The organism is Sneathiella sp. (genome assembly GCF_041689005.1).
Classification (GTDB): Bacteria; Pseudomonadota; Alphaproteobacteria; order Sneathiellales; family Sneathiellaceae; genus Sneathiella.
Genome location: NZ_JBDNHC010000110.1, coordinates 52572 through 73561, shown reverse-complemented (window position 1 = coordinate 73561; position 20990 = coordinate 52572). Strand labels below are relative to the sequence as shown.

The 20990-nt window shown below is 53.8% G+C and carries 19 protein-coding genes and 1 tRNA gene; 8 read left to right on the top strand and 12 right to left on the bottom strand.

The annotated features are described in order from the left end of the window. The first annotated feature begins 63 nt into the window (after nucleotides 1–63). Nucleotides 64–140 (top strand) — tRNA-Pro (locus ACESNI_RS13160). Nucleotides 141–247: 107 nt separating this feature from the next. On the opposite strand, the gene ACESNI_RS13155 is transcribed toward ACESNI_RS13160, so the two are convergent. Next, the gene (locus tag ACESNI_RS13155) at nucleotides 248–916 is read right to left on the bottom strand and encodes a carbonic anhydrase (protein WP_373087545.1); all 669 of its coding nucleotides are present in this window, start codon (nucleotides 914–916) and stop codon (nucleotides 248–250) included. A gap of 290 nt (nucleotides 917–1206) precedes the next feature. Here ACESNI_RS13155 and ACESNI_RS13150 point away from each other — a divergent pair, with 290 nt between their 5' ends. Next, nucleotides 1207–1644 carry a hypothetical protein gene (locus ACESNI_RS13150; RefSeq protein WP_373087543.1) on the top strand — a complete coding sequence of 146 codons (438 nt, stop codon included), beginning with the start codon at nucleotides 1207–1209 and terminating at the stop codon, nucleotides 1642–1644. Nucleotides 1645–1832: 188 nt separating this feature from the next. Then, complete coding sequence (locus ACESNI_RS13145; protein ID WP_373087541.1) at nucleotides 1833–2729, top strand: MBL fold metallo-hydrolase; 897 nt, start codon at nucleotides 1833–1835, stop codon at nucleotides 2727–2729. Between the two features lie 44 nt (nucleotides 2730–2773). On the opposite strand, the gene ACESNI_RS13140 is transcribed toward ACESNI_RS13145, so the two are convergent. From ACESNI_RS13140 to ACESNI_RS13110, 7 genes are all read right to left on the bottom strand, one after another. Next, the gene (locus tag ACESNI_RS13140) at nucleotides 2774–3259 is read right to left on the bottom strand and encodes a YajQ family cyclic di-GMP-binding protein (protein ID WP_373087539.1); all 486 of its coding nucleotides are present in this window, start codon (nucleotides 3257–3259) and stop codon (nucleotides 2774–2776) included. Nucleotides 3260–3302: 43 nt separating this feature from the next. Next, on the bottom strand, nucleotides 3303–3833 hold the full coding sequence (locus ACESNI_RS13135; RefSeq protein ID WP_373087537.1) for a hypothetical protein: 531 nt from the start codon (nucleotides 3831–3833) through the stop codon (nucleotides 3303–3305). A 23-nt stretch (nucleotides 3834–3856) separates the two neighbouring features. After that, a complete protein-coding gene (locus ACESNI_RS13130) occupies nucleotides 3857–5446 on the bottom strand; it encodes a peptide chain release factor 3 (RefSeq protein ID WP_373087534.1) in 1590 nt (529 codons plus the stop codon). A 113-nt stretch (nucleotides 5447–5559) separates the two neighbouring features. Then, a complete protein-coding gene (locus ACESNI_RS13125; protein ID WP_373087532.1) occupies nucleotides 5560–6795 on the bottom strand; it encodes a potassium/proton antiporter in 1236 nt (411 codons plus the stop codon). An 84-nt stretch (nucleotides 6796–6879) separates the two neighbouring features. Then, complete coding sequence (locus ACESNI_RS13120) at nucleotides 6880–7884, bottom strand: NADP-dependent oxidoreductase (protein ID WP_373087547.1); 1005 nt, start codon at nucleotides 7882–7884, stop codon at nucleotides 6880–6882. A gap of 97 nt (nucleotides 7885–7981) precedes the next feature. Continuing rightward, nucleotides 7982–9610, bottom strand: coding sequence for a 3-(methylthio)propionyl-CoA ligase (locus ACESNI_RS13115; RefSeq protein ID WP_373087530.1), 1629 nt, complete (start codon nucleotides 9608–9610; stop codon nucleotides 7982–7984). A 230-nt stretch (nucleotides 9611–9840) separates the two neighbouring features. Then, a complete protein-coding gene (locus ACESNI_RS13110) occupies nucleotides 9841–10827 on the bottom strand; it encodes a lysophospholipase (protein WP_373087528.1) in 987 nt (328 codons plus the stop codon). Nucleotides 10828–10981: 154 nt separating this feature from the next. Between ACESNI_RS13110 and ACESNI_RS13105 the strand changes: the two genes are divergently transcribed. Together ACESNI_RS13105 and ACESNI_RS13100 are read left to right on the top strand one after the other, a co-directional pair. Then, nucleotides 10982–12385 carry an aspartate aminotransferase family protein gene (locus tag ACESNI_RS13105; protein ID WP_373087526.1) on the top strand — a complete coding sequence of 468 codons (1404 nt, stop codon included), beginning with the start codon at nucleotides 10982–10984 and terminating at the stop codon, nucleotides 12383–12385. Nucleotides 12386–12609: 224 nt separating this feature from the next. Next, on the top strand, nucleotides 12610–13020 hold the full coding sequence (locus ACESNI_RS13100; RefSeq protein ID WP_373087524.1) for a BLUF domain-containing protein: 411 nt from the start codon (nucleotides 12610–12612) through the stop codon (nucleotides 13018–13020). A 125-nt stretch (nucleotides 13021–13145) separates the two neighbouring features. Here the strand turns inward: ACESNI_RS13100 and ACESNI_RS13095 are convergent, their stop codons facing one another. The 4 genes from ACESNI_RS13095 to ACESNI_RS13080 form a co-directional block, all read right to left on the bottom strand. Then, a complete protein-coding gene (locus ACESNI_RS13095) occupies nucleotides 13146–13580 on the bottom strand; it encodes an ester cyclase (protein ID WP_373087522.1) in 435 nt (144 codons plus the stop codon). A 26-nt stretch (nucleotides 13581–13606) separates the two neighbouring features. Further along, complete coding sequence (locus ACESNI_RS13090) at nucleotides 13607–14344, bottom strand: SDR family NAD(P)-dependent oxidoreductase (RefSeq protein WP_373087520.1); 738 nt, start codon at nucleotides 14342–14344, stop codon at nucleotides 13607–13609. Nucleotides 14345–14496: 152 nt separating this feature from the next. After that, a complete protein-coding gene (locus ACESNI_RS13085) occupies nucleotides 14497–17607 on the bottom strand; it encodes an efflux RND transporter permease subunit (RefSeq protein ID WP_373087518.1) in 3111 nt (1036 codons plus the stop codon). Further along, a complete protein-coding gene (locus ACESNI_RS13080; RefSeq protein WP_373087515.1) occupies nucleotides 17607–18701 on the bottom strand; it encodes an efflux RND transporter periplasmic adaptor subunit in 1095 nt (364 codons plus the stop codon). The genes ACESNI_RS13085 and ACESNI_RS13080 overlap by 1 nt, the downstream gene beginning before the upstream one ends. A 122-nt stretch (nucleotides 18702–18823) precedes the next feature. Between ACESNI_RS13080 and ACESNI_RS13075 the strand changes: the two genes are divergently transcribed. The 3 genes from ACESNI_RS13075 (at nucleotide 18824) to ACESNI_RS13065 (ending at nucleotide 20985) form a co-directional block, all read left to right on the top strand. Continuing rightward, complete coding sequence (locus tag ACESNI_RS13075) at nucleotides 18824–19750, top strand: histone deacetylase family protein (protein ID WP_373087512.1); 927 nt, start codon at nucleotides 18824–18826, stop codon at nucleotides 19748–19750. A gap of 31 nt (nucleotides 19751–19781) precedes the next feature. Then, on the top strand, nucleotides 19782–20033 hold the full coding sequence (locus ACESNI_RS13070; RefSeq protein ID WP_373087510.1) for an exodeoxyribonuclease VII small subunit: 252 nt from the start codon (nucleotides 19782–19784) through the stop codon (nucleotides 20031–20033). A gap of 61 nt (nucleotides 20034–20094) precedes the next feature. Beyond that, on the top strand, nucleotides 20095–20985 hold the full coding sequence (locus ACESNI_RS13065) for a polyprenyl synthetase family protein (protein WP_373087508.1): 891 nt from the start codon (nucleotides 20095–20097) through the stop codon (nucleotides 20983–20985). Nucleotides 20986–20990 lie beyond the last annotated feature (5 nt).

Below are 20990 nucleotides of genomic sequence, written 5' to 3'. Positions count from 1 at the left end.
GGCCCAAAACCCGCGTATAACGCATTTGCTTAACCCGGTACCCACCCCGGAAAGGCACACGGTCGGGGCGTGGCGCAGCCTGGTAGCGCACGTCGTTCGGGACGACGGGGTCGGAGGTTCGAATCCTCTCGCCCCGACCAAACTTTCAGCTTTACCTCAGTTTCTATGCTATAAAAAAATAGGAAAACACAGCAGCATCAAATCTTTGGGCACCAAATATTCCGAAGATGGTCGCAAATAGAGCCGCCTAAGTAAGCGAGATCTTTCCAGTTTTCAAATCATAAACCCCGCCGACGATATCGATCTTTTTGGCCGCATAAAGTTTATCGACAATAGGGGAGGAACTTTTCAGCTGCACCACTTGCAAATTAACATTTTCGGCAATCGCCCTGTTGAGCAGGTCATCATTACCTGATTTCTTTGCGCGGGTGACAGCGGGCTTGATTGACGAGATGAGTCCCGGCAAATGCCCGGGCAGAGCGTCATTATTTTGTAGCACATTTATTGCCGCACTGACCGCACCACAGTTGGTATGACCCAGAACCATGACAAGCGGAACACCCAGAAATTTAACGCCGTACTCAAGTGACGCTAGGAGATCCGGACTGATAACATTTCCGGCCACCCGCATAACGAAAAGGTCTCCCGGGTTTTGGTCGAAAGCTAGCTCGGGCGCCACGCGTGAATCGGCACAGCTTAAGATTGCAGCAATCGGAAACTGCGATTTTACACGAGCGGCACGATCGGCAGAAAAATCACGTTGATTGGCTGTGTTCGTTGCATAGCGGCTGTTCCCTTCCATTAGCCGTTTCAGCGCGGCTCCAGGATTAATTGCATTCGGCACCACCGACGGTTCCTCGGCAATCGCAAGGCCGGCTACCCAAGGGGTGAGCATCGCCATAGCGCCGACTGTCATTACACTCCGCCGAGATACCGGGGACCCGGGCAAACTTTCATCTCTCGCATCGCACATACTCATAACTCCATAAATTAAAACAGCATTTGGAACGATAGCAGAGATTATTCATCAATGCATCGGCCCATGAAGGCGACTATTGATATGTGCCTTATTTCCTTGATATTATCAGATATCGTCGAAATGATATCCCTTGAACGGGGTCGCCATAGAATATAGCATTTGAATATGAATTCAGCACCTTGACATACAAACAGTTGCGTTTCTTTACGTGTACAGCGGAAAAATAAATGAAATGGCGTCGTATCTCATCAGGCTCATTCGTGAATATCGAATATGAGACAAAAGAGTCCAACGGGCAGTACCTTCACCTTATCAAAATACTAGGCCCCGTCGGCCGTGCTGAGAGAATGCCCGTTTACAATGAAACCCTGAAACTCAACCTGTCTGCAGATTATTTTTGTATTGTCGATAACAGCAACGGATATGAGAGCGTCCTGACGTTCGAGGATATGCTATTTTTCGGCGACATACTTGTGAAGGCTGGGATAAAGCGTTTCTTCAGTGCGGTTGTGACGAATGATGTTGGGCATGTCACCATCGGAAAGCTGACACGGGCAATTGCAAAAACAAAAAATATATATACAGAAACTTATTCAGCTTCCAGTTATCCGAACGCGGAAAAATTCATTATGGAGAAATTAGCGGAAGCCGCGACCAGCAAATAGCTTGGCTGTTTTTCACAGTTATAGTTATCTGTTTCACACCTCCCTGATATGAATAACCACTGTTCAGGCGCACAAGATAAATATCTGAAACAATCCCTCTCTATAACGAAACGGAACTTGTCAAAAACATTCCTGTTGCCGACAGGACCTGATGAGGTACAATCGGGGAAACAAAGGGAAAACAAAATATGGCGGTTACGGTCCCCTATAAACGGGAAATGGAATATGAATATGGCGTCGCGGAAGAGTTGAGCCCACTGATACGTCGGGTCATCGCTCATAACCCGAGCGCGTTCACCTTTCACGGTACCGGCACTTATATTATCGGAAAGGGGGAAGTGGCCGTCGTGGACCCCGGCCCGCTTGACGAAGCGCATGTCGCCGCACTGATGGCCGCGCTGAAGGGGGAAATGGTAACCCATATCCTGATCACTCATACCCATCGCGACCATTCGCCTGCCGCAGAGCCCCTGAAACAGCTGACAGGGGCGAAAACCTATGGCTTTGGCCCGCATGGTGGCGGCAAGCCAGACATCGAGCTGGAGGAAGGCGGCGACATGGCCTTTGTTCCCGATGTCGCGCTAGAGGATGGCGATGTCATCCTCGGCAATGGCTGGACCGTGGATGTGATCCATACGCCGGGGCATCTTTCGAACCATCTCTGCTTTGGCCTGCGCGAGGAAAAAACTCTCTTTACTGGCGATCATGTCATGGGCTGGTCGACCACTGTCGTCTCCCCGCCCGACGGTGATATGAGCGCCTATATGAAGAGTCTGGAAAAATTACTTCATTTTGAGTATCAGACTTACTGGCCAACTCATGGCCCGGCGATCACTGACACCAAGCCCTTTGTCGAGGCCCTGATTGCCCATCGGCATGACCGCATGGACCAGATCCGCGACTGCCTGAAATCGGGCCCGATGCAGATCCCCGACATGGTCAAGAAGATGTATACGGATGTGCCGGTAACGCTCCATCCCGCCGCTGCCCGCTCGGTCTATGCCCATATCCTGCATATGGTCAAGGAAGGGGAGCTTACTACCTCCGGAAAGCCGTCGGAACAATCCCATTATTCACTGGTGTAACGCCGGTTTTATACGTGATAACGTGATACACGAATAATGGCGGGTCAGTCGCGAAAATTGATATATTGCAGTGGCATCTCGAATTTCAGGCCTTTGCAAAAAGCGATGACCTCCTGCAGATCATCGCGCTTCTTGCCGGTAACCCGGAGTTCATCGCCCTGAATGGCAACCTGCACCTTGACCTTGGAGCCCTTGATCTCCTTCACCAGCTTTTTTGCCAGCTCCTTGTCCAGCCCCTCGCGGACAACGACGATCTGGCGTACGCTCTGCCCGGCAGATTTCTCCACCGGCTTATAATCGAGCACTTTCGCGTCGACATTGCGGCGCGTGAGATGCCCCTGTAACAGTTCATGCATCTGTTTCAGCTTGAGGTCATCATCCGCATGGATGGTGATGGCCTGATCGGCGCGCTCAATCTTGCAGTGACTGCCTTTGAAATCATACCGGGTCTCGATTTCCCGGCGGATATTGTTCAGCGCGTTATCCACCTCCGCCAAATCGGTTTTGGATACGATATCAAATGAGGGCATATATTCTCTCCATTTTCATAAAACTGTTCTGTCCCGGCGTCGCTCACGGACATTTAACATGGTAGCCATCAACCTTACAATCAACTTGCCAGTTGGTTCCCGCCGGCAGTTCAATTTCCGCCACACGTTCTTCATTCATTTGCGTCAGATGCTCATGGCGCCATACAACGGCTGTATGGCCATTTTCCAACGTCAGCCAATATCTTTTACCGTCACAGAGATTAAAACTCGTTGGAATTATATCCGGTCCCTTCATCGGCTCGACCACATCTCCCATTTCGGGGCCGTCCCAGCATTTAGCGACCTGCCGGGTTATTTCCATATTGCCGAACCGGACGGAGACAGCCAAAACCCCTGATAATCGACCCCCATTGACAAGGAAACGACCCCGTATTTTCGAGGCGGGCAGCGGTTCGTCAGAGGGCCGCATATGGACAACCGGATCAACATGGGCCTCAAACAGAATCTGGAGAAAAAAGCTCATGTACTGGTACATAATCAGGATAACAATCGCCACCGCCGAGAGACCCAGCAGCCATCTTACCGCATTCTTTGACCGTCGTATTTTCAGCATGCGCCCAACCAAAGCCAAAAATATTACGCGGACTGTTCTTTTATCTTCAAAAATCTGATCCCCGGCCAATCCTTTTCCGTTCGCTCCAGATGCCAGGAATTACGGGCTAAAAAGACTGGTGCGTCGTCATGATCCTCGGCGAGCGAGGCCTGGTTGGCGTCGGTGAATTTCTTAAGCTCGCGCGGATCGTCATGCTCGACCCAACGCGCCGTATAAAGCTCTGTCTGCTGGAAATTGACCGGGATATCATATTCCGTGCGAATACGGTCGGCCAGCACCTCGAACTGCAACGCGCCCACGACACCCACTACCCATTCAGAGCCCATACGAGTCTTGAAGGTGCGGGCGGCCCCCTCCTCCGCCAGTTGGATCAAGGCCCGGCCCAGATGCTTGGCGCGCATTGGGTCGATGGGGCGCACCTTTTGCAACAGCTCGGGCGCGAAACTTGGAATGCCGGTGAAACGAATTTCCTCCCCCTCGGTCAGGGCGTCGCCAATGCGCAAGTTGCCATGGTTCGGGATACCAATGATATCACCGGGCCAGGCCTCTTCCGCGAGTTCCCGGTCTTGCGCCAAGAACAGCACCGGGTTGTGGATATTCATAATCTTGTCGCTACGGACATGTTTGAGTTTTGCCCCACGCTTGAAATGCCCCGACACCAGCCGCATGAACGCGATCCGGTCCCGGTGTTTGGGATCCATATTGGCCTGTATCTTGAAGACAAACCCGCTCACATTGGTTTCCAGTGGCGATACCTTGCGCGTTGCCGACGGTGCGCACCGAGGGCTCGGCGCCATTTCTGTCAGACCGTTCAGCAGGGTTTCAACGCCGAAATTATTGATGGCGCTGCCGAAATAAACCGGGGTCATCGTACCCTCCAGAAAGGCCTTCTCATCGAAATCCGGGCAAAGGCCGCGCACCATCTCGACATCCTCTCGCAGCTTGGCAACCTCAGCGGCGGGCAGCAATTCATCAAGTTTCGGATCATCAAGGCCGTTACAGGTTACGCCCTCATCAAGGTGATTGCCCTTGCCTTTGGAAACCAGCACCAGCCGGTCATTGAAAAGATCATAACAGCCGAGGAAATTGCGGCCCATCCCGATCGGCCAGCTAGCCGGCACGACATCCAGCGCCAATGTCTGCTCGATATCATCGAGAAGGTCGAACGGGTCCAATGACTCGCGGTCAAATTTATTTATGAAAGTGGTGATCGGCATATCGCGGAGGCGACAGACCTCGAACAGTTTCCGGGTCTGGCTCTCGATGCCCTTGGCACCATCGAGCACCATCACAGCGCTGTCGACTGCCGTCAGGGTACGATAGGTATCTTCGCTGAAATCCTCATGGCCCGGCGTGTCAAGCAGGTTGAATGTCTTCTCGCGGTAATCGAATGTCATCACCGAGGAGGCGACGGAAATACCCCGCTCCCGCTCCACCTTCATCCAGTCAGAGTGCGCACGCCGCTGTTCGCCGCGGGTCTTGACCGCGCCAGCAAGCTGAATGGCGCCCCCGAACAGCAACAGCTTTTCCGTCAGCGTCGTTTTTCCGGCATCTGGATGGGCAATAATGGCGAAGGTCCGCCGGTTGGCGACCCGTTGTTCCAGCGTAGTCATGATATGTCCTGAACTCCGTTCCCTGCGGCGCGGAGAAAATCAAAAAAGGGCCGGCGGGGCAGAGAATCGAGCGCCGCTGGCTGGCGCCTAGATAGAGCTTTTGCAGAGAAAAATCAATCCTTGGCTTTGGCGAGCGGAAGCTCGGGCCCATCCAGCGGTTCCTCAATCAGGCCGAGCCAGCGCGCCGCCAGCGAAATGGTCCAGCCTTGCAAAAACAGGGACGCGACAACAACAACGAAAACGACGTCAAAAAATCCCGTCGACACCGGTCCGGGGCTGATAATCGGGATGATGGCGAGGAAAATCGGAACCGCCCCGCGCAGGCCAACCCAGCCGATAAAGGCCTGTTGACGAAGACCGACCCGAAAGGGAGTTAGGCACAGCACGGTTGCCAGCGGCCGGGCAATAAAAATCAGCACCGCCGCCACGCCAAGACCATACGGGATTTGTCCGAGAACGTCCATGGGTGTGACCAGCAATCCCAGCATCAGGAACAATACGATTTGGCTGATCCAGGACAATCCGTCGTGAAACTGGATGACCCGTTCGGTCTGATGAGTCATGCGATGCCGCAGAATGACCCCGCAGATATAGACCGCGAGGAAGCCGCTGCCGCCGAACACGGTCGTCAGGTTAAATACAAGCAATGCCGCCGCCATGGCAAAAGGGGCAAACAGACTGACCGGCATCTTGATCCGGTTGATCAGGGTTGAGATCACCACTCCCCCCACACCGCCCGCCAGTGCGCCTAAGCCCAGTTGCAGGGCGAGGTCGGGCAGGAAGGAGACAAATGTCGTCATATTGAGCGGCAGTTCCGTATCGACAATCGTCACCATCGTAAGGGTAAGGAAAATAGCCATCGGATCGTTGATCCCAGCCTCGACCATGAGCGTTTCACCAAGCCCGTCTTTCAGCCGGATATTTCTCTGGCGAAGCAGGAGAAAGGTCGCCGCTGCATCCGTCGAGCCAATCACCGCGCCGAGCAACAGGCCTTCGGCAAGCGCTAAATCGAAAAAAACATGGATCAGGACGCCAACGATCCCGGTTGTCAGCACTACGCCAGCAATGGACAGGACAAAAGCCGGGGCCGCCGCCTTTCGGAGCGTTCGGCTATCCGTATCAAGTCCCCCGGAAAACAGGATCAGCGCAAGCGAGATGGCGCCAATTTCATAAGCAAGCGGGAAATCGTCAAACCGGACCCCACCAACACCGTCCTCGCCCATCAGCATGCCGATACAGAGGAACAAAAGCAGAAAAGGCGCCCCCATGCGAGCGGCAATCGGCGTCAACAGACAGCCGACGACAAACAGGGAGGTAATAAAAATAAGCAGATAACTCAGCGAGTCCATTGACCGTCTTTACAGTTGCATTTACCGTCCCAGACGACGAGAAAAAGATACTGCCGTAAATCGACGATATCCTATGTACGGCAGTCAGTCCTCCCTTACTTTCAGGACCAGCTTGCCAAAATTCTCGCCGCTAAAGAGCTTGAGCAGGATAGCTGGAAAATTTTCGATTCCAGCCTCCATATGAGTCTTGAATTTAAGCTTGCCTTCAGCATGCCATTCCGCCAGTTCCTTCACGCCTTCAGCGTATCGTTTCGCATAATCAAAAACGACGAAGCCTTCCATGCGGGCATGCTGAACCAGAAGGTTCATGTAATTTTGCGGACCACGAACCGGCTTTGTGTTGTTATACTGCGAAATCGCCCCGCAGATTACCACCCGGGCGTGACGATTGAGCCGGGCAAGCGCAATATCGAGGATTTCACCGCCAACATTATCAAAATAGACGTCAACACCTGTTTTAAGCGGCTCTTTCAGATCTTTAAGAAAGGTCTCGGACTTATAGTCAACGCAGGCATCAAAGCCAAGATCATCGACCACATACGCGCATTTAGCCGACCCGCCGGCAATGCCGACAGCCCGGGCCCCCTTTATTCTCGCAATCTGCCCGACGAGCGACCCAACCGCACCGGCAGCACCGGAAACAAGGACTGTATCTCCCTCCTTCACCGCGCCCACATCGAGAAGGCCAAAATAGGCGGTGAGACCCGGCATCCCGAGGCCACCCAGGTAATTCTCAATCAACGATAAATCCGGATCAATTTTTGTCAGGTCCCTGCCGGTCGAGATGCCATATTGCTGAATGCCCAATGTACCGCTGACAAAATCCCCAGCGCCGAAATCCGGATTGTTGGAGGCTATAACCTCTCCCACCGTGCCGGCGCGCATGACCTCCCCGATCTGAACCGGAGGGATATAGGATTTGCCGTCATTCATCCATCCGCGCATTGCCGGATCAAGGGAGGCATAGTAGATTTTTACCAGCACCTCTCCCTCCCCGATATCCCGCACGGGTTCAGTGACGAACTCCCAGTCGCTGTCTTTCGGCAGCCCGACCGGGCGGGCGGCGAGACGATATTGCTTGTTGGGCATGGATATGGACATAAGTTATCTTTCTAATGTTGAGGGTTGGTCCGTGCCATTATTTTGCCACGGACCATGAGCCCGGCTTTTCAGCCAATATGCCGCGTTACGCCGTTGGCAATTTATAATCCTTGAAATCCTCGCGGAGCTTGGTTTTCAGGAGCTTGCCGGTGGCAGTGTGCGGAAGCTCGTCGACGAAAACGACATCGTCCGGGAGTTGCCATTTGGCAAGGGTACTTTCAAGATGACGGATGACATCCTCGCGGCTGACGGAATGCCCTTTCTCTTTCACGGCAATAACCAGCGGCCGCTCATCCCATTTCGGGTGGGGAATGGCGATCACTGCCGCCTCAACGATACCCGGGCATCCAAGCGCCTCATTCTCGACATCGATCGAGGAAATCCACTCACCGCCGGACTTGATCACATCCTTCGAGCGGTCAGTGATCTGCATATACCCATCCGGATCAAGCGTGCCCACATCGCCGGTGCTGAACCAGCCGTCTTTATCCAGGACATTTCCACCCTCGCCCTTAAAGTAACCGTTTGTCACCCAGGGGCCGCGCACCTTCAGATCACCAAAGGCAACCCCATCGCGGGGAAGTTCCTTATTGTCATCGTCCGTGACTTTCAGTTCGACCCCATAGACGAGGCGGCCCTGCTTGACACGAACATCGATTTTCTTTGATTCCGGCAGTTCATTATGTTTTTTGAGAAGATTGCCGGTGGTTCCGATCGGACTGGTTTCCGTCATGCCCCAGGCATGGACCACGTTCACCCCATAGTCATTGACGAACGTCGCGATCATTGAACGCGGAGCCGCGGAGCCGCCGATCACCGTCCTGTTCATGGTTGAGAATTTAAGCTTATTCTCCTTCACATAGGCTAGTAGCATTAACCAGATGGTTGGCACGCCGGCGGACAACGTCACCCCTTCCGCCTCCATTAATTCATATAGCGAAGCCCCATCCATCGCCGCCCCCGGCAGCACCATCTTGGCACCGCACATGGCCGCGGCATAGGGAAGGCCCCAGGCATTTGCATGGAACATCGGCACCACGGCAAGGATTGAATCATGGTTGCTGACGCCAAGGCCATCCTGCGCGCAGACACAAAAGCTGTGAAGAACCGTCGAGCGATTGGCATAAAGTACGCCTTTCGGGTTTCCGGTGGTACCCGAAGTATAGCAGAGCGAGGAGGCGGTCTTCTCGTCAAAATCAGGCCAGCTGTACTCTCCGTCTTCCGCCCCGACAAGTGTCTCGTAACACAGCAGGTTATCGAGCTTGCTGTCCGGCATATTCTCCTCATCGGTCATCACGATGAAGCCTTCAACGTTGGACAGATGATCTTTTAGCGCCTCGATCAACGGCAGAAACGTCAGATCGACAAAAATAAAGCGGTCTTCGGCATGATTGACGATATAGGCAATCTGCTCGGGAAACAGGCGCGGGTTGATTGTATGACAGACCGCCCCCATGCCCGAGACGCCAAAATAAATCTCGATATGGCGATAGCCGTTCCAGGCGATTGTACCGATCCGGTCCCCAAGCTTGACGCCGAGCCGCCCGAGGGCCTGCGCCAGCTTCTTCGACCGCAGGTTGACATTGCGGTAATTGGTGCGGTGGATCGGTCCTTCGACGGTCCGTGACACAATTTCCACATCTCCATGATTGAGACCTGAATATTCAATAAGTGAAGAAATCAGCAGCGGCCGATCCTGAATAAGACCCAGCATTTTTTAATCCCTATTAGTTGATTGGTTTTTCATTTGCTGACTTAGCATAAAACCCGCCTGAGCTTAGGTAAAGCCTCTTCGAAAGGCGTCGTATTTTGAGACCGTTCAGTCCCCTTTTTACGACGCGCTATGCGGGGAATTTTCCGGCGGCGCCCCGTTTCCGTCAAGGGCATAGTTAAAAATCCGAATCACTTCACCAAAAAATGCTGCTTGTTCCGCATGCCAACAGGTTATTTCGCGGGCGATTTTCGTGATACGGGTCGTTTCACAAGCTTTTTTTGCCTGACTGCCGTGTGGTTGGATAGCCGGTTTGCCCAGGCGACAAAGTCCGCCATGACTTCATCGCGATTGATTTCATTCAGAAGTTCATGCCGCGCGCCCTCATAGAACTTATGCTGAACATTCTTAAATCCGTGCTTTTCATAGACCGCAAGCAGCCGTTTAACGCCTTTGCTCATTTCCCCTACCGGATCGCGGCTACCGCTAAGCAGGTAAATCGGCAGCATCTTGTTGACCTTCTCCAGAACATGGTCGCTGGTAATCCTGCCAAGGGCATCGAACAGATCGATCCATGTTGCGACTGAGCAGTCAAAGCCGCAAAGCGGATCAGCAATATATCTATCCACCTCCGCCTCATCCCGGGACAGCCAGTCAAACTCCGTGCGATTGGGCCGGAACGGCTTGTTAAACCCCTTGAAGGTCATTGATTTCAGCAGTCCGCTATGACCGTCACCGCCAAGGCGGAATTTCTCGATCCGCGCGATAGCCTTTCCAACCTTGCCTAACATCCCCGGCGGGCCATTGCTCGCCGACAGGGCTGCGGCGGCAATGGTGTCGCCATATATGGCCATATACTGCTGGACCAAAAACGAGCCCATGGAATGGCCGACAAGAATGACGGGAACGCCGGGATGGCGCTGCCCGATTTCCTGATTGAGCAGATACATATCGCGGACCGCCATGTTCCAGCCATCCTCGTCCGCCAGATGACCGGGAAGCGTGCCGCTCGGGATACTCTTGCCGTGCCCGCGATGATCGTTGGCATAGACCGCATAGCCAAAATTATTCAGCACGCGGGCAAATCGCTCATACCGTGCGCCATGCTCGGACATGCCGTGAGCAATCTGGACAACGGCTTTTGGCTCGACTTCTGGTCTCCACACATATGTATGAAGACGAAGTCCATCGGTTCCGGAGTATGTAAAACTTTCCACCATGCGTTTCGCACCTGTTTCCGCTATTAAGCCATGAACATGGCTCGCAGACAATATAGGATTAAAACTTGGCTTTGACAGAGGGACTTCGTTGGCTCTACAAATGTTTGTCAGAACACAAATGTTCTTCGAAATCGAAAAAACCGAGGTAAAAATAATGTCCAGCCCAAGCTTTCTGCAGGGGAATTCCCTCGCCGCCCGTGACGCCAAAAGCCAGATCCATCCCTATACCAATCTCTCTGTTCACGAGAAGGAAGGCCCGCTTATTATTGAAAGCGGCAAGGGCATTCATGTTTTTGATGAAGACGGCAAGGAATATATCGAGGGACTGGCCGGCCTGTGGTGTACGTCCTTTGGCTTTGGCGAGGAAGAACTGATCAACGCCGCCATCAAGCAGATGCGCAAGCTCCCCTATTATCACGCCTTCGCCAGTAAATCGACGGAGCCGAGCATTCGCCTTGCCGAGAAGCTTCTGGAGATTGCGCCCGCGGATTTCTCGAAGGTTTTCTTCGTCAATTCCGGCTCGGAAGCGAACGATACCGTCATCAAGCTGGTCTGGTATTACAATAATGCGCTCGGAAGGCCGAAGAAAAAGAAGATCATCTCACGCCAGAAGGCCTATCATGGGGTGACCGTTGCCGCCGCCAGCCTGACCGGTCTACCACCGTTGCATAATGATTTCGATCTGCCGATCCAGAATATCCTGCATACCAGCTGCCCGCATTATTACCGATTTGGCAAGGACGGCGAGAGCGAGGAAGAATTCGCGAGCCGCATGGCCGATGACCTGGAAAATCTGATCCTGAAAGAGGGCCCGGACACCGTCGCCGCCTTCATCGCCGAACCGGTAATGGGCGCCGGGGGCGTCATCATACCGCCCGTAACTTATTTCGAGAAAATTCAGAAGATCCTCAAAAAATACGATATTTTGATGATCGCCGATGAGGTGATTTGCGGCTTTGGCCGGACCGGACAGATGTGGGGCTCACAAACCTATGGGATCAAGCCCGATATCCTGAGTTGCGCCAAGGCCCTTTCCAGCGCCTACCTGCCAATCGCCGCCGTCATGGTATCGGAAGACATATTCCGGGGAATGGTCAAGCAGAGCGAGAAGCACGGCGCCTTCGCCCATGGTTATACCTATTCCGGTCATCCGGTCCCGGCCGCGGTCGCCATGCGCACCATGGAACTGATGGAAGAACGCAATATCATCGCTCATGTCCAGGATATGTCTCCACATTTCCTCAAGCGCTTCAATGCCTTGGCCGACCATCCGCTGGTTGGTGAGGTCCGCGCCTGCGGGCTTATCGGCGCCGTTGAATTGGTGGCCGACAAGAAGACAAAACGCTCTTTCGATCCGAAGTTCAAGGCCGGGCACAAAGCCTATATCGCCATGCAGGAGGCTGGCGTTATCAGCCGCGCAGTTGCAGGTGACAATATGGCCCTCTGCCCGCCGCTAATCATAACGGAGGCCGAGATCGACGAAATGTTCGATCGCTTCACAAAAGGCCTTGATGTCGCGGCTGATATGGCCAAAAAGGAAGACTGGTTCACAGGATAAGACGTAACACCGCATATATGAGTGTATGGAAAACGGACAAATGAGGGTCCGGGCAGCCACCCGGTGAGAAAACTGTTGGATTCTGTGTGAATTTAACTAGCTCTAATAGGATTATCACTAAGCGGAGTGCCCTAATGAAGAAAACGTTGATGACACCCGAATTCGCCTATTTTTTTAACGAGTGGCAGCCATCCCCTATTCTGGACACAGATGAAGCAGACTGAATGCAATATCTAGTCTATGTGAGTTCGGCAAGCCATCTTATGAAAGAAGATGAGCTGAAAGAAATTCTAAAAATAAGCCGCACGCGCAACCTCAGTGACGGCTTGACAGGTATGCTGCTCTATAAAGACGGTAGCTTTATGCAAATGCTTGAAGGCGAAGAAGAGGCAGTTACAAAGACGTTCAATCGGATCAACGACGACAGTCGACACAATGGACTCATTGTTATTTGCAAGGAAACAGCAGAAAGCCGAATCTTCGATGGCTGGTCCATGGGATTTCGCACAGTGAATGATACTGATTTAAAGAACATCCCGGGGTATGTCGGCCTCAGAAACGGGGACTTCACTGATCCGTCAATCATTGACAACCATCATTTCGCAATGACAATCCTGAAAACTTTCTATGAGTGAGACCCAGCCGCAGCAGTTTCAACATGGATAGAAAGATGAAGGGGCACAAATCCCCTTCCTTTAATGATGCAACACAATAGCATTCCTGCCTCGCGAATATAATTACTGGAGGCTTGGTCTGGTGGTCAGATAAAGTCGGCGGTGACAGAGTCCCCAAGCTGCCGTTTGATAGCATCGATATCGCCAAGCACCCAAAGCGCCGTGATCTGGTGGCCATCGCCTTTGAAAAAAGCACCGCCCGCCCAGGTTATCACCCTGCCGGTTCCCGGCGTACCATAGAAAACACCCTGATGAGTTCCTGAAAACGTCATTTTTGCGGCGGCGGAGGAGCCGGCATCAATCACCTCCTCGATATCACAGCGAAAATCCGGCAACCCCTCCCAGAGTTCGCGCATATATTTGATAAACCCTTCGGGCCCAGTCCGGACCGGGCCAAGAGAGCCGCGGAAATCGAAGTCGGCATGCAAGATTTCCCGGGCGCAAGCTTCGTCCTTTTGATTCCACACCTCGTGATAAAAACGCTCTATCAGCCGTGTCAGATATTTGTCATTTCCCGTCATCGGAACTTTCTTTTCGCGTTAACCGATCACACATGCTGGCCACCGTTGATATGCACCTCGGCGCCAGTGACGTAGGAGGACGGCGCATCACAGAGGAAATAGATGGTTGAGGCCACTTCTTCGGGTCGGCCCAGGCGGCGAAGCGGGATATCCTTGATCATGTCCTCCGTTCCCGGCGACAGGATCGAGGTATTGATCTCCCCCGGCGCGATGGCATTGACGCGGACTCCATGGGGACCGAAATCAGAGGCCATTTCCCGTGTCAGCGCCGACAATGCCGCCTTCGACGTACCATAGGCGGACCCGGCGAAGGGATGGACATGACGGCCCGCAATGGACGTGACGTTGACAATGGCGCCTTTCGCCGCGACCAGCTCATTGAACAGGCCCTGCGCCAGCATCAGCGGCGCAAACAGGTTCACGTTATAAACATGCAGCCAATCGGAATAATTCGAATTGAGGGTGCTGAAACGCTCCCCGTTTGGACCCTTGGGCGAAATTCCGGCATTATTCACCAGCGCATGTAACGCGCCGCCTTCCAGTTTTTCCCGAATGAGGGCGATCGCGCCGGGCAAGGCGTCAATATCCGCAAGATCAATCTGCAGATGGTCCTTCTCGCCTCCCTCCCAGGGGCAATGTTCAGAAAAGGCATAACGGGAAACGGTGAGCACCCGCCAGCCAGCGGCGCTGAACCGTTTAACCGTGGCATGTCCGATGCCGCGGCTCGCGCCGGTGAGCAAAAGGACCTTTTGTGTCTCGGACATCAGACTGTTCCTCGTCTTTTTTAAGGTCATCACCGGAATATTCCAGGATGAGGGCAGATTTTCTCACAATAGCGGTTCGGGGGTTATATGGAAACTGTCTTGTTTTTGGTATTGCCTTGCCGCGCCGACATTATGAGCGGGAAACTGGCGCCTTACTTCCTTAGTTCCGCGTGCGCCGTTTCAAGCTCACTTAATTTCGCCGCCAGATAACCAGACGGATGGCTGAAGCGAGCCAAGAGGATATAGAATACCGGCACCACGAACAGCGACAATATGGTTGAGAACATCACGCCGCCGATAATTACGATGCCGATGGCCGCGCGACTTTCGGCCCCCGCTCCGGTGGCGAGGGCCAGCGGCACAGCCCCCAGCGCCGTTGAAATGGTTGTCATCAGGATCGGGCGCAGGCGGATGATCGAGGCCTCGGTTATCGCGGTCAGGATATCGGCGCCTTCATCGCGAAGCTGGTTGGCAAATTCAACGATCAGGATGGCATTTTTGGCGGTCAGTCCGATCAGCATAATAATTCCGATCTCGCTGTATATATTCAGCGTAAGGCCGGTAATCAGGATCGAACCGAGCGCCCCGGTAATGGCGAGCGGCACCGTTGTCATAATAATCAGGGGATGGATAAAACTCTCGAACTGCGCGGCGAGCGCAAGGAACACGACCAGAAGTGCGGTGACAAAGGTAAATAGTAGCGCCTCGTTGGAATCCTTGTAGGAGCGGCTCAGTCCGTCATAGGTGATACGGGCGTCATCCCCGGCGACCTCACTGATGAGAGTGTCCATATAATCCAGCGCCGCTTCCAGCGTATACCCCGGCCCGAGAGAGGCCGATATCTGCACCGACCGGAGACGGTCGGACCGCTTGAGTTCGGCGGGACCCGCCCGTTCGGACAGGCTGACGAAATTGGAGAGCGGGATAAGTTCGCCCGAGCGATCAGAGCGCACATAGACATTGGCGAGGTCGCTGCGGTTACGCCGATCCTCCTTACGGCTCTGGATAATGACTTCATACTGCTTGCCGCCCTGGTCATAAGTCGTAACGTTGCGGGCCCCCATCAGGGTTTCAAGCGTCCGTCCGATAGTTTCTATCGAAACGCCCAGATTAGATGCTCTTTCGCGATCGATATCGACATGAATTTGCGGTTGTGTCTCCTCGTAATCCTTATCGAGGTTAAGCAGGTTCGGGTTTTCCCGCGCCCGGTCAATTATCTGGTCGACCCAGTCGTTAATGATGGCATAGGACGGGCCGCCGACATTGATCTGGACCGGCGCCGAAAATCCACGCTGACCGAGGCTGGCGGGATTAATGGCAAAGGCCCGGACACCGGGAACCGCCAGCAGGTCGGGGAAAATATCGGCGACAATCTCCTGCTGTGACCGCTCCCGCTGGCCCCAGGGCACGAGCCGGGTAAACATGAAGGCAGTATTGGCCGGGCCGGGCTGAGAAAAAGACCCGATGAAGGTGAACACCTGTCCGGCCTCACCGCTGTCGATTAACCGCTGGAATATAGTTTCTATCTTGTCCACATTGCGGCTGGTATACTCCAGACTGGCCCCCTCCGGGGCCCGGACCGGCACATAGAATATTCCGCGATCCTCGGTGGGGGCGAACTCCTTCGGGATCTCTTTGTAGATTGTGTAGGAGAGCGCCGAAAAGCCGACCGCAACGGCGATAATGACAAGTGGAATTTGCAAGGTCCCCCGCAACAACCTTCCATATCCGCTGGCCATGCCAGCAAATATTCGCTCGGTCACCTTGTAGAACCAGCTTTCGCGATTCCCCTCCACCAATAATTTAGAGCAAAGCATCGGGGTGAGCGTGAGCGCCACAAAGCTTGAGAACATCACCGCCGCTGCCACCGCGACGCCGAATTCACGGAACAACCGCCCCGTGGTCCCTTCCAGAAATGAAATCGGGATGAACACTGCGATCAGAACGATGGTTGTGGCAACGACTGCGAAGGCGACCTGACGCGAGCCCCGGCTGGCCGCCAGAAGCGGAGGCTCCCCCTCCTCGATCCGGCGATGGATATTTTCAAGCACAACAATGGCATCATCGACGACAAGCCCAATAGCAAGCACCAGCGCGAGCAGGGTCAGGACATTCACTGAATAATCCAGCGCTGCAAGGATGGTGAGCGTCGCGATAATCGAAACCGGGATGGCGACAGCGGGAATAAAAGTTGCCCGGATCGATCGCAAAAACAGGAATATCACAAAAATGACCAGCACCATGGCAATCGCGAGGGCAATAAAAACCTCCTTGATCGACTGGCTGATAAAAACGGACTGATCGTAGGAAACCGCAATATTAAGGCCAGCGGGCAGTCCCTGTTGCAGGCGCTTGATGATATCCTTGACGCCATTGGCGACCTCCAGAACATTGGCACCGGATTGACGGATAATTCCGAGGCCAATGGCGGTTTTTCCATTGATACGTAAACTTGTCCGGTCGTTTTCGGCGGCAATCTCGACATCCGCCACATCCCCAAGCCGAACAGGCCCCTCGCCCGTATCGGTGATGATGATCCGCTTGAATTCCTCTGGCGTTTTCAGACCTGATTCCGTCTTGATGTTAAACTCACGCATACTCGATTCAATGCGCCCCGAGGGAATCTGAACATTCTGTCCACGCACGGCACTCTCAATGTCCTGAACAGTCAGGCCTCGGGCGGCAAGCGCTGGCGTATTCAGCCATACCCGCATGGCATAGCGGCGGGCACCGCCAATGCGAACCTGCGCCACCCCGTCAACCGTTGACAGAGGGTCCACCAGATTACGCTCGGCAAAGTCGGTAAGTTGCAGCTGATTGAGGGCGCTACTGGTCAGGGACAGCCAGAGAATTGGCCGGGCATCGCTCTCGGTTTTTGAAATCTGCGGGGAATCCGCTTCTTCGGGCAACTGGTTCACAATCCGCGCAATCCGCGAGCGAATGTCATTTGTCGCGGATTCGATGTCCCGGTTGAGTGAAAACTCGACATTCACCGAGGAGTATTCCTCGCGGCTCGTCGATTGTATCCGCACCACGCCGCTAATCCCGGCCACCGCGTCCTCGATGATCTGGGTAATCTGGCTTTCAATAATCTCTGCCGAGGCGCCGCGATAGCCAGTGCTGATGGACACATTGGGGCTGTCGATATCCGGGTATTCGCGAACACTCAGAGACTGATAGGAAAACAGACCGAACAGAATCAGTACGAGAGAACAAACGATGGCAAGAACGGGACGCTTAATGGCGAGGTCGGGCAGGTTCATCAACTCGCCTCTGACGTCTGCAGGATTGAGGAGGTTTTGACCGGTGATCCGTCCTTCACCTTTTGTATGCCTTCGACAATTACCACATCGCCTTCAGAAAGACCTTCCGTTATTTCCGCCAGCCCATTGATCCTGCGCCCTATTTTTACCGGAGCACGGACGGCTTTATCGTCTTTTATAACGTAGACATGCGGGCCGGAAACAGTCGTAACGATGGCTTCCTCGGCGATCATCAGGGCGTTGCTGTCGATGCTCACCTGCAAATCCACCGATAAAAACATGCCCGGTTTGAGGACACCGTCCTCATTCGGCACAAGTCCCCGTATCCGTACCGCCCGGGTTACCGCATCCACGCGAGTGGCAATGGTCCCGACCACACCCTCAAAAACCCGGTCCGGATAGGCAATGGTTTTTGCCCGAAATTTCTGATCTGGATGGACCTCGGAAAGATAGCTTTCGGGCAGGTCGAAATCGAGCTTGATCGTCCCAATATCATCAAGTGTTGTGATCACATCACCGGGGCGGACAAGAGAGCCGACGCTCACTTCGCGAAATCCGAGAATACCGGAAAACGGGGCACTTATCCTATAATCGCTGATCCGGGCCCTATCGCCGGACACCTTGGCCTCAGACGCCGCCAGTTCAGATTGCAACAGGTCAACCTGGGCCCTCGGAACATTTTTCGTGTCATACAGTTTCAGGGCACGGTCATAGAGCTTGCGGGCGTTATCCCGCTGAGCCTGCGATTCGGACAAATTGGCCTGAAGTTCCAGATCATCAAGCTGAACCAACAACGTGCCCTTCTTCACCTTTTGCCCCGCCGCGAAATCCATGTGGGTGACTTTCGCAGTGACCTTGGACGTAACATCGACAGATTCGTTAGCTTTTGCCGTGCCGACGGCGGTGATCGTCCGCGGCAGAGATTTCCGGATAACGGTGGCAACGATTACCTCCTGTGGGGCTTGCGCCGGCCGCTTTGTCGCCGTAGTTTTCTGTGCGCCGCCGATATAGGGCAGTCGCTCACGGAAATGCCACCCCACCGCTCCCGCCGCGACCATAATCAGGATTATGATTATTTGTGTCGTTTTTTTCATAATTACGTTAGCTTTACTGAAAATCGATCCCGGCAGATCTGTTTCAGGCGAGTTTGAAACGAAAGAATAAATCTGCAAACAGGATTGTTTGATCATAACCAGCATCTCCTGATTGAGGCCATATGACAACATATCTTTTCACGCACCGTGACTGCCTATTCCATGATACAGGGGTCGGCCATCCGGAAAGACCGGACCGGCTCCGGACCGTTCTGCATCAACTTGATCTCGAAAATTTTCCCGATCTTGTCCGCTGCGATGCCCCCCTCGCCGACCGCGAGACACTCGCCCTTGCCCATACGAAGAGCTATCTCGATGACCTCGAGGCCAAGGCCCCACAGGCTGGTATTATCTCACTCGATCCGGATACGAAAATGTCGCCGGGCTCCCGATCGGCAGCTTTGCGCGGCGTTGGTGCCGTAATCGCGGCGATCGACGCCGTATTTGAACAGAAGGATAGCAATGCCTTTTGCGCCATCCGCCCGCCGGGACATCATGCGGAATCGGACCGGGCGATGGGCTTCTGCCTGTTCAACAATATCGCCATCGGCGCCCTGTACGCCCGGCAAAAATACAATCTTGATCGTGTCGCCATCATAGATTTCGATGTTCATCATGGAAACGGGACACAGCAGATACTGGAGAATGATCCGGGTGTGTTCTATGGCTCCACGCATCAGGCCCCGTTTTACCCGGGAACCGGCAGCGCAAATGAAACCGGCGTCGGCAATATTCTGAATGTGCCTTTGGCCGCAGGTGACGGGTCCTCACAATTCCAGACGGCTTATCGTGACATCCTCCTGCCCGCGCTCAAAAAATTTGATCCAGAGCTATTGCTGGTCTCGGCGGGATTTGATGGTCATGAAAAGGACCCGCTCGCCAGCCTGAACCTGACAGGCTCGGATTTTACCTGGATTTCAGAAGAACTTATGCAGATCGCCAATGATCATTGCAGCGGACGGCTTGTTTCAGTGCTGGAAGGCGGCTATGACCTAGACGCGTTGGCGGAAGGCGTCGATACCCATGTGAAAGCATTGCTCCGGACCTGAGAGCAGGATATAAGTTGGCAAAGGAGAAATTATGTCCGACAGCAAAAAACTTCCCGACGATATCGCCGGCATGACCTTCGAGGTAGCCTTGAAAGAGCTTGAGGAGATCGTTGAAAAACTTGATTCCGGTAAGGTCGATCTCGACCTCTCCATCGATATTTATACGCGCGGATCCCTTCTCAAGCAGCATTGCGAAAGCAAATTACGAACGGCACAGGAACGCGTTGATAAAATCGTCAGTCAGAACGGGACTCTAACCGTTGAACCGGCGAATATTGAATGATCCTGCTCCGGATTTCATAGACCGCCGCCTATCCTCTTAATTAACGTCTTGAGTATTCTATATGGAAGATGAATTTGGCAAAGCGCTTCGTCAGACTGCCCAGCTTTTAGAACGGGAACTCGAAGCTTTCCTACCGTTAAATGAAGGACTGGAAAAGCAGCTCTACAAGGCAATGCGCTATGCGGTGTTGTCGGGCGGCAAACGTCTCCGTGCTTTTCTCGTGATCCAGGCCGCCGATCTGTTTTTAGTGCCCCGACCCCATGCGATACGGGTTGCCGTCGCGCTTGAGTGCGTCCACAGCTATTCTCTGATCCATGACGACCTGCCCTGCATGGATGATGACGATTTGCGTCGCGGCATTCCAACAGTTCACAAAAAATTCAACGAGGCAACAGCGATACTTGCAGGCGATGCCCTCCAATCGCTCGCCTTTGAGATATTGAGCGATCCCAAAACCCACTCCTCAGCCGAGGTGCGCGCGTCTCTCGTGGCGAAGCTGGCCCGAGCCATCGGCGCCAAGGGCATGGTAGGGGGCCAAACCATGGATATCTACGCGAACGCAAAAGTTATAGATATCGTCACCATCACCCGCCTGCAACAGCTCAAGACCGGCGCCCTGATTGCCTTTGCCTGTGAGGCTGGCGCCATCCTTGGTCACGCGTCACCAGCAAAAACGAATGCTTTAAAAGCCTTTGCCCATGATTTGGGGCTGGCCTTTCAGATCACGGACGACATATTGGATAAAGAGGGTACGACCCGGGAAATGGGGAAGGTCACCGGTAAGGACGAAGCGGCGGGGAAAATCACCTTCGTCTCGCTATTGGGTGTGGAAGAGGCTAAAATCCACGCATCAATGCTCGCCGAGCAAGCCGTATCGCATCTTGAGATATTCGGCCCAAAAGCGGATTTGCTACGGGACGCGGCAGCGTTTACAATCAAACGCAGAAAATAAGAATG